The 14,140-nt window shown below is 45.3% G+C and carries 12 protein-coding genes and 1 riboswitch; of the genes, 5 read left to right on the top strand and 7 right to left on the bottom strand.

Annotation, left to right across the window (positions count from 1 at the left end; all coding sequences use genetic code 11):
* Both G395_RS0120660 and G395_RS0120665 read right to left on the bottom strand, forming a co-directional pair.
* Positions 1-1,362, bottom strand: a complete 1,362-nt coding sequence (locus tag G395_RS0120660; protein ID WP_229204241.1) for a TolC family protein — start codon at positions 1,360-1,362, stop codon at positions 1-3.
* The gene (locus G395_RS0120665; protein ID WP_026631816.1) at positions 1,352-1,978 is read right to left on the bottom strand and encodes a TetR/AcrR family transcriptional regulator; all 627 of its coding nucleotides are present in this window, start codon (positions 1,976-1,978) and stop codon (positions 1,352-1,354) included. Before G395_RS0120665 ends, G395_RS0120660 begins: the two co-directional genes overlap by 11 nt.
* Before the next feature lie 344 nt (positions 1,979-2,322).
* Between G395_RS0120665 and G395_RS0120675 the strand changes: the two genes are divergently transcribed.
* A complete protein-coding gene (locus G395_RS0120675; protein ID WP_026631817.1) occupies positions 2,323-3,804 on the top strand; it encodes a type III PLP-dependent enzyme domain-containing protein in 1,482 nt (493 codons plus the stop codon).
* 236 nt (positions 3,805-4,040) lie between these two features.
* On the opposite strand, the gene G395_RS0120685 is transcribed toward G395_RS0120675, so the two are convergent.
* From G395_RS0120685 to G395_RS0120705, 5 genes are all read right to left on the bottom strand, one after another.
* The gene (locus G395_RS0120685) at positions 4,041-4,571 is read right to left on the bottom strand and encodes a D-glycero-alpha-D-manno-heptose-1,7-bisphosphate 7-phosphatase (RefSeq protein ID WP_026631819.1); all 531 of its coding nucleotides are present in this window, start codon (positions 4,569-4,571) and stop codon (positions 4,041-4,043) included.
* Positions 4,572-4,583: 12 nt separating this feature from the next.
* On the bottom strand, positions 4,584-5,609 hold the full coding sequence (gene hemE / locus G395_RS0120690; protein ID WP_026631820.1) for a uroporphyrinogen decarboxylase: 1,026 nt from the start codon (positions 5,607-5,609) through the stop codon (positions 4,584-4,586).
* Between the two features lie 62 nt (positions 5,610-5,671).
* Positions 5,672-6,073 carry a PIN-like domain-containing protein gene (locus G395_RS0120695; protein ID WP_026631821.1) on the bottom strand — a complete coding sequence of 134 codons (402 nt, stop codon included), beginning with the start codon at positions 6,071-6,073 and terminating at the stop codon, positions 5,672-5,674.
* A complete protein-coding gene (locus G395_RS0120700) occupies positions 6,070-6,744 on the bottom strand; it encodes a DUF433 domain-containing protein (protein ID WP_026631822.1) in 675 nt (224 codons plus the stop codon). The genes G395_RS0120695 and G395_RS0120700 overlap by 4 nt, the downstream gene beginning before the upstream one ends.
* 101 nt (positions 6,745-6,845) lie before the next feature.
* Positions 6,846-9,296, bottom strand: a complete 2,451-nt coding sequence (locus G395_RS0120705) for a TonB-dependent receptor (protein ID WP_026631823.1) — start codon at positions 9,294-9,296, stop codon at positions 6,846-6,848.
* Between the two features lie 38 nt (positions 9,297-9,334).
* Positions 9,335-9,430: riboswitch (TPP riboswitch) on the bottom strand.
* Between the two features lie 81 nt (positions 9,431-9,511).
* On the opposite strand from G395_RS0120705, the gene rocD reads away from it, so the two are divergent.
* The 4 genes from rocD (at position 9,512) to G395_RS0120725 (ending at position 14,139) form a co-directional block, all read left to right on the top strand.
* On the top strand, positions 9,512-10,765 hold the full coding sequence (gene rocD, locus G395_RS0120710) for an ornithine--oxo-acid transaminase (protein ID WP_026631824.1): 1,254 nt from the start codon (positions 9,512-9,514) through the stop codon (positions 10,763-10,765).
* 6 nt (positions 10,766-10,771) lie between these two features.
* Complete coding sequence (locus tag G395_RS0120715) at positions 10,772-12,163, top strand: S41 family peptidase (RefSeq protein ID WP_026631825.1); 1,392 nt, start codon at positions 10,772-10,774, stop codon at positions 12,161-12,163.
* Positions 12,164-12,226: 63 nt separating this feature from the next.
* A complete protein-coding gene (locus G395_RS0120720; protein WP_026631826.1) occupies positions 12,227-12,481 on the top strand; it encodes a GlsB/YeaQ/YmgE family stress response membrane protein in 255 nt (84 codons plus the stop codon).
* A 143-nt stretch (positions 12,482-12,624) separates the two neighbouring features.
* Positions 12,625-14,139, top strand: coding sequence for a GH3 auxin-responsive promoter family protein (locus G395_RS0120725; protein WP_026631827.1), 1,515 nt, complete (start codon positions 12,625-12,627; stop codon positions 14,137-14,139).
* Position 14,140: the final 1 nt, after the last annotated feature.

Below are 14,140 nucleotides of genomic sequence, written 5' to 3' on the forward strand. Positions count from 1 at the left end.
TTATTTTTCAGTATAAAGTTCGCCTTTGGCTCTGCTCAGGTCCACTTTTGCGATCATCAGATCATATAATGCGGTGAAGTAATTGGTTTGAGCTTCTTTCAGGGAAGATTCCGCGTTGATCACCTCAATGTTTGACCCAACACCTTCTTTGTATTTGATTTTCGAAACCCTTACAATTTCTTCGGCCAGCGTCAGGTTGCGCTTCTGCGTTTCCAGCGTTGCAAAGGCATTTTTAATGTTAATGCTCGCCTGGTTATTTTCCAGATCAATCGACTGTTTCAGCAATGTCTGGCTGTTTTTAACCTTGTCAATCGCGATCTTTTTCTGGTTAATCTGATATTTTTTTGAAAAACCGTCGAAAATCGGAATGTTCAGGTTGATCGCCAGCACCATGTTGGGAAACCAGTTGTTGGTAAATAATTGTGAAAATTTGTCTGCACCAGCATTGTATCCGTAGCCCAAAGAAGCCGATACACTAGGCAGGTAACCGCTCCTTACATTACGCAGATCAAGGCCGGCTAATTTTTCCTGTGTATTCAGCAACGAGTATTCAATGCGGTTTTCGTAGCTAAGTTCTGAGTTTGCAGATTCTGCTCTCAGCGAATCCACATTCACTGCATTAATGTCGTCGGTCAGCTTAATAGGCTCATTAGCAGGCATTCCCATTTGAAATTTCAACAGCGCATAACTAAGTTCGATGAGATTCTGGACCTTTTGACGTTCTGTTTGCAGGTTGTTGATCTGCACTTCCAAACGGTTTACATCCAGGAGCTCCACGAAACCGCTGGCATTCATCGCCTTGGTCTCACGCATGAGCGAATCCACGCGGGAAATGTTGAGGTCAAGTAGCTTGGCCCGTTCTTCTGCCACTTGCGCAGAATAATATGCTTTTGTAACCGCCTCTGCCACGGACACTTTCGATGAAGTTGTGCTTTTCTGCGCCAGTTCACGATAAGTTGCAGCAGCTTTCAGGCCAATAAAGTAAGAACCATTGAAAATAAGCTGGTTTAAATTAGCGGATGCTGCGCCCTGCCATGGAATACCGAATTCAAGAGCCGCAGGCGGGGCGTCCGGCGGGGTGTTGGGATCCAAACTGCCTCCGGGAAGGAAAAATCGCGGTATAATAATGTTATTGGTTACGGAAACAGTTGCGTTTACCTGCGGCAGACCAGCCGCGCGGATTTCACCAATGCGTGCTTCGGCCGACGTTGCATCCAGTTGTGCATTTTTAATGTTCAAATTATGCTTGATCGCGTAATCCACGGCTTGTTCCAGGGAAAAATCCTGCGCGCGGAGCGGGCCGAAGCCGAGTAAAATCGCCAGCAGCATCAGGCTGCGGAGTATTATTTGTTCATTTTTCATGGGTATTGATTTCAATTGCTGATCTGTCTTTTATGGTGTTGTAATATTCAAATCCTTTTTCCGATAAAACGCCCCTCAAAAAGTGGAGCAGGAACTGCATCTGGGTATGCATCATGTTAAATTTTTTCTGCGGAAAAATAGTCGGGTCAAAAGCCATAACTATCTGTTCTATACGAAGCAATGCAAGTACATCTACATCTATATCAGGCCTGTAAAGCCCCTGTTCAATGCCGGTAATCAAGTTCTCGCGAATGCTTTTGAGCAGGAATTCATGTTTATATGTTTCAAATTGCTCCCACGCCGTCGGATAATATTTTTTCAGGTCGTAAAGCAAAGCCGGGTTCATGTTGGAAAGCGTGTCCCGCATTTGTGCCGATGCATACATCATTTGCTCGATCGGGTTCGCTGCTTTCTCATCCAGTTTCTCCATTTCGCACTTTTGATCCATAATTTCATTTTGGATCACCAATGCCAGAATGGCCTCTTTGTCGGAATAATGCTGGTAAATGGTCCGTTTTGAAATCCCCAGATCTTTGGCAATATCATCCATGGTAACGCTCTTGATTCCATAGCGCCAGAATAGATTTAGGGCTGATTTTATAATTCGCTCTTTCACGAAAGCAAATTTGAAATATTAACTCGAAATAAACTAAGAAAACTTAGAAAATGCTGAAAGTTTTCTGCCGTTCCCTATGTGCTTGCATTCAGACGGTTAGGATAGCATACCAGCACTGAGAAGCTCAAAAGTAGGTCCGTATTGTCTGTTTGACCAATCAAAAACTTATTAAGCGGAAAATTTCAGGTATGAACTTGGCAAATCCCCAGATAAAATGCGCCGGTGAGGGAATGATTTACATCTTGCTGATGTTTGGAAATGACACATATTCTGACCAATTTTCGGGTCTTTTGTCTTAGTTATTAACTTCCAATTCACTAATTGCTATCGCGACAAACAAATCAATGAAAAGCTACATTGACCTGATTCAGCAGACATTCGAGTTTCCTACAATGGAATTCAATGTTGATAATAATGAGTTGCTGTTCAACAATGTACCACTGATGGATATCATCAAAGAACATGGTACGCCGTTAAAAATCAATTATTTGCCGAAAATAGGCGAGCATATCGAGAACGCAAACATGTTTTTTCGGAATGCTTTCAAAAGACATAATTACAAAGGAAGCTACACTTATTGTTATTGCACCAAATCTTCGCATTTCAGCTTCGTGCTGGAAGAGGCTTTGAAGCATAATATACATCTCGAAACTTCTTCGTCTTTTGATGTTCCCATTATCCGCGAATTGTATCGCCGGGGTAAGGTAACCAAAAACACTTACGTGCTTGCCAATGGTTACAAGCTGCCACGTTACACGCAGTATCTCAGCGAGTTGATCAACGAAGGGTTCAATGTTATCCCCATTTTGGATAACCTCAAAGAAATTGAATCATACGAACAGCAGGTTACAGCCGATACGGTCAATTTTGGGATGCGTATTGCAACGGATGAGGAGCCAAACTTTGCTTTTTATACGTCGCGTCTGGGGATCCGTTATAATGATGTGCAGCAGCTTTATAAGGAAAAAATTGAACCGAATCCCCGGTTTAAGCTCAAAATGCTGCATTTCTTCATTAATACGGGGATCAAAGACAGTGCTTATTACTGGAGCGAATTAACCCGGTTTATGTTCAAATACTGCGAAATGCAGAAAATTTGTCCTGAACTGGATTCCATCGACATAGGCGGCGGCTTGCCCATTCAGACTTCGTTGCAAGCAGGCTACGATTATCAGCAGATGATCGACGAGATTATTGAGAACATTCAGTGGATCTGTAACAAGAACAATGTTCCTGTTCCGCATATTTTCACGGAATTCGGCAGTTATACAGTGGGTGAAAGTGGTGCGGTTATCTATGAAATCATTGATAAAAAGCTGCAAAATGATAAGGAGCTTTGGTATATGATCAATGGCTCGTTCATCACGCAGCTTCCCGATTCTTGGGGCATGAACCAGAAATACATTATGCTGCCGATCAATAACTGGGATAGTCCTTATCAAAAGGTCAATCTGGGTGGATTAACGTGTGATTCGCAGGATTTTTACAACAGCGAAATGCACAGCGCCGACTTGTATATGCCGATTTTTGAAGAGGATTCGGAAAAACAATACATTGGATTCTTCCACACTGGCGCTTACCAGGAATCTCTGGGCGGTTACGGTGGCATTCAGCACTGCCTGATTCCGGCTCCTAAACACGTTTTGGTGGATAAGGATGAGGATGGCAAGATTGTAACGCGCGTTTTTGCAGAAGAGCAGAACAGCGATTCGATGCTTAAAATCTTAGGTTTCAAAGAAGAATCGTTTGTGGTTCCTGAAAAGAATGTCGGAACGGAAATGCAGCCGATCGACGAAGAGGAAGAATTGGTCGAAACAAAAATCTGACCTTTGATATAAAGTTCTTTGAATGAGTTCGTTATTAGTCCAACTAAAACGCTCATTCAAAGAATTATTTTTTATATTTTTGCGGTGACAAAATTTTACACGAACAGGAAAATGAAAAAGTTATTACTTCTCCTTACTATTTGCGGTTCGCTTGCATTTGCATCTTGCACTAAACATGCTTGCCCGGCTTACGGTTCTAAGCAGAAAATAACGCAGCCAGTCGCAGCTGAAAGAGTCTAAATTTTACCTTCCAGGATTATTTTAGCTGCCTCAAACAAACTTACAGCAGCGAAATCGCCTGTTGAGGCTTCATTTTCGGGAACAATCTGAATTGTTCTCACACCCGCATTTTTCCCAGCCTCCATATCCCTGTCCCGGTCCCCGATCATCCAGGACTGTGTTACATCTATATTATATTTCGCAATCGCCTTTTCTAGCATAAGCGACCCCGGTTTCCTGGAAAGCGAAACGCCTGAAATGCTCGGGTGATACGGCGAAAAATAAAGGTCGTCCAATGCGTTATCGGAGACTTTTTGCATCGCTTCGTGGATCGCATGAACATTATCTGCCGTGTAAAGTCCCTTTGCAATCCCCGCCTGATTTGTCACTACAATGAGCAGAAATCCTGCTTTTTTGAAAGCTTTAAGCGCCTCTGGAACACCCTCGGGAATTACCAGTTTTTCCAGCTCGTATAAATAATCCGGGCAATCCTCATTCAGCACTCCGTCGCGGTCGAGGAAGATGCATTTTGTTTTGTGTGAAGACATAAAAAGGAGTGACTAAGAAGAAAATTCTTTAACCGATTCGATGAAACAACGCACTTTATCGGGATCTGTGTCCGGGTAAACCCCGTGGCCCAGATTAGCGATATAGCGCTGGGTGCCAAATTGTTGCACCATGTTTTTCACCTCTTTCCGGATCTGGTCATACGAAGCATACAGCACACAAGGATCCAGGTTTCCTTGCAGCGTTTTGTTAGGAATCAGCTCGCGCGACTCGGCAATGTCCATGTTCCAATCCAGGCCAACCACTGAGCAGTTTAGCTCGCTAATCGCCTTCCGCGCGAAGAATGCGCCTTTGGCAAAAACTGTAACGGGCACTTCATCAATGGCGTCACAGATCTGCTTGATATAGGGCAAAGAAAATGTATTGTATTGCTCAGGAGATAGGATTCCGGCCCATGAATCGAAGATCTGGACCAGGTTAGCGCCTGCTACAACCTGCGCCTTGAGGTAAGCAATGGTGCTGTCCGTTATTTTCTGAAGTAATAAATGCGAGAATTCAGGATCCGCGTAAAGGTGTTTTTTGGCAACCGAGAAAGTTTTCGAGCCTTTGCCTTCTGTCATGTAACAGAAAATCGTGAAAGGCGCTCCCGCAAAACCGATCAATGGAACACGTCCGTATAGGCCTTCTTTTGTGAGCTTAATCGCATCCAGCACATATTTCAAATCCGTTTCCGGCTCCGCAATGTGCAGTCTGTCAAGATCTTGAATTGTATGAACCGTTGCAGGGAAAATTGGCCCGCTTTTTTCCACCATTTCATAGGGCAACCCCATCGCTTCTGGGATCACCAGAATGTCAGAAAATATAATGGCTGCATCAACACCCAGCAAATCAACAGGTTGCAATGTAACCTCAGCCGCCATTTCCGGCGTTGTTGCCAATTTTATAAAACTTCCGGCCTTCTCGCGAACGGCCCTGTATTCAGCCAAAATCCGGCCCGCCTGCCGCATCATCCAAACGGGCGTGCGTTCCGTTTTCTCCCCACGCGCTGCCCGAAGCAAAAGATCATTTTTCAATTTCATAGGGCAAAGTTAGGCAGAAAGCGGCAAGCCCACACCTTAATTTATCAAGAAAAGTGCATCGATTACAACCGCTCGAAATTGCTGCTTCTGGAAGTGCAGCGAAAGGCAAATGGCCGTCGCTCTCGGCACAGCTTTCTGATCTCCTGCCAGCGTTTAATGATCTGTTCAACCATTTCCCAATAATGGTAGCCGTTTTTGGAAGGAGGGCTTAAAAAAAAGACACCAACCTGATGTTCTTTAAAAAGCATTCGCTGACTTTTTGTTCTGTGAATGTTCAGGTCCTGCGTAATGACTACTGCACCTTCCGCACCGATTTTAGGCAACCCTTCCTCGTCCAAAGCGCCTCTGCCAAAGACACTTATAATGGAAACAACCTCAAAGTCGGAACCAAGCGGTTTTTCTAAAATATCCAATGCTGATGCGATGTGTGGGGAGATGTTTTCGTCTATATAAATCCTGGTCATGCCGCATGCTGATGATAGGAAATCGCATCTTTCACCTGGGCCTGTGTCAAGTCATTAAGTCGTTGGATCACTTCAACTGGCTCGCCACCGCGGAATAAGTTGAAAACACTTTCGGAAAGAATATTGGTAGTGCCAATCACAGGCCGCCCAAACTGCCTTTTCGGATCAATTACAATGCTATGGTCTTTTCCTAGCGGAAAAAATCGCTCAGCAAGGTCATTCTTGTTGAAATCTATTTTCTTGCAAAAAGGCTCAAAAACCTCCTTAATAGTTATCTGTAAAGTCTCGTCAGCCTTGATTATTTCACCGACTTTACCCGTAAACAATACATGACGGCCGTCGGTAAATATATTAGACTTCGCAAATGGGTATTGCGTTTCAAATGTTTCGCTAAGCACATTGTGAGCCTTAATGATCTTTTGCGTAGTCACACCTTCCTGCCTAAGCTGGTAAAATGCGAAGAACTCAATCAATGTATAGAAGTTCGTCACTAATTCACTTCCCGAACCGCTGGAAAATGGTTGTTGATGATGCTCTGCAAATCGATTGTTCCAATATTCTTTAAGCCACCTTCTGACCTTCGGCTGAGGCAGGTTCAATATGGAGGAAATATCAGGAACGGTGTAAAGACCAGTTCCTAACCCAAATGTGGTTTGATTTTCGTAGGTCATTTTTTAAGAAATAGTGTGAAAATTGGTCTAAGTAATATCCAAACTTAAATCAATTTATAGACAATCCACGACTTGCGCGCACAGACTTTTCAAGCGGCATATCAAAACCTAAAATTCACCCCAACCAGAAAATTCCTGCCGGCTTGCGGGAAGTAGAAATTCTCCTGCGTTAATGCGCCGCCTGCGAAATATCCGTACGTATATCCGTTGGATTCGTATTTTTCTTCCAGCACATTGTTGACGAGCAGGTTGAAGGAAATTTCGCGCGCCCAGCTTGGCCGGATGGTCCAGGAAAGGCGCAGGTCGTTGGTGAAATAGGCGTCGAGTTTGCGGGTTTCGGACGAAGTGTTGTCGAGATATTGCTTGCTAACATATTTGCTTAGCAATGCTAGTTCCAGGTCTTTCCTGATAATGTAAGTTAGCTGGCTTCCGGCGATGGCGTTGGGCGAGAAAGAAATGTCGGATTTTCCGTGGTTGATTATGTTGTAATCGCCGGTGTCGTAATTAATGACATACTCGGTGAAATTATTGATCTTGTTTTGGCTGAACGTTGCGTTTACATTCCATTTTAAGGCTTTGCTCAATGCAATGGCGCCTTCCAGCTCAATGCCCATGCGGTAACTTTTTGGCACATTTACTCGGATAGCGTTGCCCACGTCATTGATCTGGCCGGTTAATACGAGTTGATTTTTATAAGCCATCAAATAATAGTTCGCCGAGAAAGCCCAGATGCCGCGCTGCGTTTTGAAACCTGCTTCCACATTCTGCAGCTGTTCACTTTTTGGAAACAAACCAGCCGTCGATGAAGCAAAATCGTCCCGGTTAGGCTCGCGGTTTCCAACACTATAAGATGCATAAACCGAGCTTTGATCCGCCAATTGATAGGTTAAGCCTGCTTTTGGATTAAAAAAAGAATAGGCCTCGTCCGTTGCCAGGGCGATCTGATCATTGTCCGTGCCCTTAATGTTGTGACTCACATTTCTGAACTGTAAATCGGCGAATGCATTGAGTTTGGGCGTCAGTTGATAGTAAACTTTTCCGTAAATGTTGAAATCCTTCTTAATGCCTTTGCTGTAATAATATTGATGGTCGTTTTCAATGTTCCCGGAATTCCGCGCCCAGACGATGCGTCCGTAGTGGTCGCCGTCGTAATAGTTGTAGCCGCCTCCAAAGCTGGCAGTCAGCTTTTTGAAACTATTGTATTCCAATGAAAATGTGGAGCCGTAAAAGTAATTGTCCAGCCAGCGGCGACGGATCAGATCCGTGCTCGTAAGCGTATCCTGGCCGATAACCACATTGGGCAAATTGTAATTGCTGTAATCGTCGCCCATTCTGGATTGCTCATAATAACCCAAGCCACGAACCAGAAATGCATTGAGGTTAAAGATCCATTTATCGCTCAGATTATGCGATGAGACGATCTGGTAGTGATCCTGGCGGTAATTATCCACCTCATTCTTATAAGTGTAGGAATTGTAAGTCCGGTTATCCGAATCGAGCAGGTTCTGCGCATCTTTTTCGCCTAGGCCATTGCGATCAATGTAGCTCAAAACGCCTTCCCGATCGCCGCGTAACTTGGCTTCCGGCACGCCATTCCAGGATTGGTAAGTCCGCTCATTCCCGGAAAATACATTCACCCGCACAAAGCTCTTTTTACCAAAAAATCCTCCTGACAAATAATAAGAATGCAATTCCGAAGAAGCCCGGTCCACATAACCATCCGACGACACCCGCGATAGTCTTGCATCAAAGGTGAATTTATCCTTAATCAGCCCGGAACCGACTTTCAATGTGTTTTTGAATGTATTGAATGAGCCGTAAGAATTGTTCAGCTCCGCATAAGCTTCCTCGCGAAATGCATTTGTATTAATGTTCACCGAAGCCCCGAAAGCCCCAGCGCCATTGGTAGAAGTGCCCACGCCACGCTGGATTTGAATGCTGCTTACCGACGAAGCAAAATCCGGCATATTAACCCAAAAAACACCCTGGCTTTCCGCATCATTGTAAGGAATTCCGTTCACCGTCACATTAATGCGCGTCGCATCCGAGCCGCGTATGCGGATGCCCGAGTAACCGATGCCCGCACCCGCATCACTTGTGCTCACGAGCGAAGGCGTGAAGTTGAGCAAGACGGGTAAATCTTGTCCAAGGTTTTGTTTATCAATGGCTTCGGCAGAAACCGTGCTGTATGCCATGGCCGATTTGTCGTTGGCGCGGGTGGCGTTAACGATCACTTCATCCGCTTGGAATGTGCTTTTGGAAAGCTTTATTTCTAATTGGTTTTCGGAGGAAAGAGGAAGTTTTTGAGTCTGGTAACCGATATAGGAAATTTCGAGGATGGCAATGTTCTCTGCAATGTTCTTTAAGCTGAAATTTCCTGAACCATCGGTCTGCGTGCCGCGGATTTCGCCTGCCTTGATGGTTGCGCCGGGCAGTGGTTTTCCATCTTCCGTATCGGTAACGCGGCCCGAAATGGAGCGTTGCGCGAACGCAGAACAAAATGATAAAATGCTGATTATGAATATAAACAGATAGGTAGTAACGTTTCGCATTGCGATTTTTGGGTTACAACAGGCAGGGGCCACCTATCAAATGGTTGCTTTTTCTCTCCCTACGCCGGCATTACCCGGATCAGGTTCATGGGTTTGATCTCAGCCCGTTCGGTAGGGCACCCCTTGAGATTATCCCGCAAAGCTACGCCACAGCGACGAAATTTCAAGCTTTTCCTTATTTTTACATAACATATAAAACCAACCTGACTTCAAGAATGACGAGCTATACAGACACAATTGAATTGAATGCTTCGCGGGCGGCGATGGAACTGGAATATCGCTATGGGGCGCATAATTATAAGCCGATGCCCGTCGTGCTGGAACGCGGGCTGGGTGTGCATGTGTGGGATGTGGAAGGGAAGCAATATCTGGATTTTTTGTCTGCTTATAGTGCTGTAAGTCAGGGACATTGTCATCCGAAAATTGTAGAGGCGATGATCGCGCAGGCGCAGAAGCTGACGCTTACTTCGCGGGCTTTTTATAATGATAAGCTGGGTGAATGTGAAAAGTTTCTTTGCGAATATTTTGGGTTTGATAAAGCATTAATGATGAATTCCGGCGTGGAAGGCGGGGAAACGGCTTTGAAGCTGACGCGAAAATGGGCTTATAAAGTAAAAGGAATTGAACCCAATAAGGCCAAAACGATTTACGCTTCGGGCAATTTCTGGGGAAGAACATTGGCTGCGATTTCTGCTTCCACGGATCCTTCGAGCACGAATGATTACGGGCCGTTTTTGCCAGGTTTTGAAATAATCCCTTTTGATGATCTGGAAGCATTGGAAAATGCATTTAAATCCGATCCGAACATTGCGGGTTTTATGGTCGAGCCGATCCAGGGCGAGGCTGGCGTCGTAGTTCCTCAGGAGGGTTATCTCAAAGGCGTCCGGGACCTCTGTACCAAATACAATGTGCTTTTCATCGCCGACGAAGTGCAAACAGGCATCGGGCGAACAGGGAAACGCCTTGCCTGCGATTGGGAAGGCGTGAAGCCGGACATTCTGGTGCTTGGAAAAGCGCTTTCCGGGGGCGTAATGCCCGTTTCGGCAGCGTTGGCGGATGATGAAGTGATGCTCACAATTGGGCCGGGCGAGCACGGTTCGACATATGGCGGAAATCCTCTGGCTTGTGCGGTCACAGTGGCGGCTTTGCAGGTTGTTATTGACGAAAATCTGGCAGATAATGCTGAGAAAATGGGCCAGCTTTTCAGAAACAGAATAATGGATTTGCAAAAGCAATGTTCTCTGATTGAAGTCGTTAGAGGAAAGGGTCTTTTGAATGCGATCGTGATCAATGATACGGAAGACAGCCACACGGCCATGGATCTTTGTTACAAAATGATGGAAAAAGGGTTGCTCTGTAAGCCCACGCATGGCAACAAAATCCGCTTTGCACCGCCTTTGGTTATCAACGAAGAACAAATGAATGAGGCTTGTGACATTATAGAGCAGGTATTTTTAGAAAATGCGTAGCCGTTTATGAAAATAAAACTATTTCTGGCCATCCTGCTGACGAGTGCGGCGGTGCTTTCTTGCAAAGAAAAAAACATAGATCCCGCGACTGAAACGGAGACGAATCAGTGGATTTATGAAAACATGAAATATTGGTATTACTGGAATGATAACATGACGACCAAACCAGATTATACCAAAGATCCCGCCTCGTTTTTTGAATCATTGCTTTATAAATACGACGCCACATTGCGGCCCGACGGAGACCGCTTTTCCTGGATTCAGGAAAGCGCCGAGGAGCTGGAAGCTTCCCTGGGAGGCCAGTCGAAGGCGTCCGGGATGGAATATAAGCTGACTTATTTCCCAACAGGCAGCCAGAATGTGATCGGCGTGGTGCTTTACGTGCTGCCCGATTCCCCCGCGGCCAAAGCGGGCTTCAAAAGGGGCGATATTTTTAATAGCATTAACGATCAGAAACTTACCGGCAGCAATTACAGCAAGCTCCTGAATTCACAGGAAAAGCTTACTTATACATTGGCGACGCTCTCAGCCGATGATGTATTGACGGACGGCACAACCAAGCGTGACGTTACGCCGGTGGTGTTGCAGGAAGATCCTGTTTTCTTTGACACGCTTTACAACATTGGCACAAACCGGATCGGCTATGTGGTTTACCATCAGTTCATTCCGGAGCCTTACCAAGCCGACAATAAGCAATATGACAAGAAGCTGGATGCTATTTTTACCAAATTCAAAGATGCGAATGTCAATGCGTTGATCGTGGACTTGCGCTATAACCCGGGCGGTTATGTGAGCTCTGCGACCAATTTTGCGAGTCTTATCGCCAAAGCGACGGCCAGCGATATTTTTTATTACAAAGAATACAACACCGAGGTTACGGAAACGAACATGAAGAAATTCGGTGAAACTTATTTCTATGACAAGTTTGCCAGCAAAAGCCAGAACATTGGTAATCAGCTGAATGACGTGGTTTTCCTGGTGTCGTCGCGCTCGGCTTCCGCGAGTGAGTTGTTGATCAATGGCTTGAAACCTTATATGAATGTGACGCTCGTTGGCGGGAAAACGGTTGGCAAGAATGTGGGTTCGGTGACGTTGACAGATTCTAAAAAGAAAGTGAAATGGGGCTTGCAGCCTATTGTTTCAAAATCTTTGAATAAGGATAAAAAGTCGGATTACAGCGTCGGTTTTACGCCGGACATTGCGGCCAGCGAAGGCAACGTGCTTTATCCTTACGGGAATCCCAAAGACCCATTGCTGGGTGAGGCGCTTTTCAAGATCACCGGAAACCGCATTGTTAGACAAAAAAATGCCCGGACAGTGCAGGAGGAAGAGGATCAGGAGATTATATCGACAATCAGTCGGAAAGCGGGCGGCAGCAATATGTTCTATGATAAATAGATATCCGAGGGCACAGTTTTTGTAATTAATGCTGCAAACAAACATTAAACTAAACTGAGCTTTATGGGAATCATAACATGGATCATCGTCGGCCTCATTGCGGGCGCAATTGCAAAAGCCATTCACCCGGGAAAAGATCCGGGGGGCTTTATCGTTACTATTTTGATTGGTATCGCGGGTGCAGTCATAGGTGGCTGGATTTCTTCCATGCTGGGCTACGGAACAGTGGATGGTTTCAATATCGGAAGTCTTTTTATAGCGATTTTAGGAGCGGTAATTTTGCTCTTTATTTATAGAAAGTTTAGCACAAGGTCTTAACCGGCCTATCGTAAAATGTATGGTGGAGGAACACGGTCAAACTGTTCTTCCACCATTTTTTATTGCTATTTTTACAAATTGCAATGCGAATGCAATGCGGATGCAATGCCGATGCAATGCCAAAGTTCCTAACTGATTAACTCATGAAGCTGGTTAACGATATGACTGTCTGGTTTTTGAAGCGACGCTTCGAAAGGATCGAGCAGTTTATGAAAAACCCGATTGAAACCCAGGAGCGCATTTTTTCTGAATTAATTGAAACGGCGCGTTATACGGAATGGGGGAGTAAATACAATTATGGCCAGATCCGGACTGTCAAAGAGTTCCAGGACCAGGTGCCCGTTTCAACTTACGAAGAAATTTATCCCTATATCGAACGCGTCCTGCGCGGCGAGCCAAATGTGATGTGGCCGTCGCAAATCGACTGGTTCTCAAAGTCTTCCGGGACCACCAATGCAAGAAGCAAGTTCCTGCCCGTTTCGCCCGAAGCCTTGGAAGAATGCCATTATGAAGGCGGTAAGGATATGATGACATTGCTCATCAATAACCGTCCCGATACGCGGGTTTTTGATGGTAAAGGTTTGTCGATAGGGGGCACATTGCATGCCAATCCATTTGATGACTATACTCAAATCGGCGATGTTTCGGCGGTTATTATGCAAAATCTGCCTTCCTGGGCAGAGTTTATGCGAACGCCGCCGCTGGATGTTGCCTTAATGGATCATTGGGAAAGCAAATTGGAAAAAATGGCTTCCATATGCTCGCAGGAGGATGTAACAAGCATTCTCGGCGTTCCTACATGGACCATTGTTCTACTGGATCAGATCCTGGAACTGACGGGCAAGAAAAATATGCTTGAAGTGTGGCCTAATTTCGAGGTTTTCGTCCACGGCGCGGTTTCTTTTGAGCCATACAGGGATTTGTTTATGACCAAATATTTCCCTTCCGACCAGGTTTTATATCTCGAAACTTACAGTGCATCCGAAGGTTTCTTTGCCATTCAGGACGACATAAATCGCGTTGGAGAAATGCTGTTAATGCTTGATTATGGCATTTTTTACGAGTTTGTGCCGGTGGAAGAAGTCGGTAAGCCGCATCCGAAGGCGTTGCTTTTGGATGAGGTTGAGATTGGTAAAAATTACGCGCTGGTCATTTCTACAAATGCCGGCTTATGGCGCTATCTAATTGGGGACACGGTTAAATTTACTTCAACTTATCCTTTCAGGTTGAAAGTAAGTGGCCGGACGAAACATTTTATCAATGCATTTGGTGAGGAAGTGATTGTGGAAAATGCGGACTATGCAGTGAAAATAGCAACCCAAAAAACCGATTCGCTGGTGGCGAATTACACAGCCGGGCCCGTTTACATGGGCGACGGCTCGCGCGGAAGGCACGAGTGGATCATCGAATTTACAAAAGAGCCCGACGACCGCGAATATTTCATCGCCTTGCTCGACGAAGCTTTGCGCGAAGTCAATTCAGATTACGACGCCAAGCGTTACAAAGATATGGCGCTGCTGATGCCAAAAGTCCATTTTGTTCCATCGGGCACATTCTATGCCTGGATGGGAAAACTCCACAAGCTGGGCGGACAAAACAAGGTTCCAAGACTAAGCAACAGCCGGGAATATCTGGATGATCTGCTGGCAAGTTTATAGC

The sequence above is a fragment of the Dyadobacter alkalitolerans DSM 23607 genome (genome assembly GCF_000428845.1).
In the GTDB taxonomy this organism is placed as follows: domain Bacteria; phylum Bacteroidota; class Bacteroidia; order Cytophagales; family Spirosomataceae; genus Dyadobacter; species Dyadobacter alkalitolerans.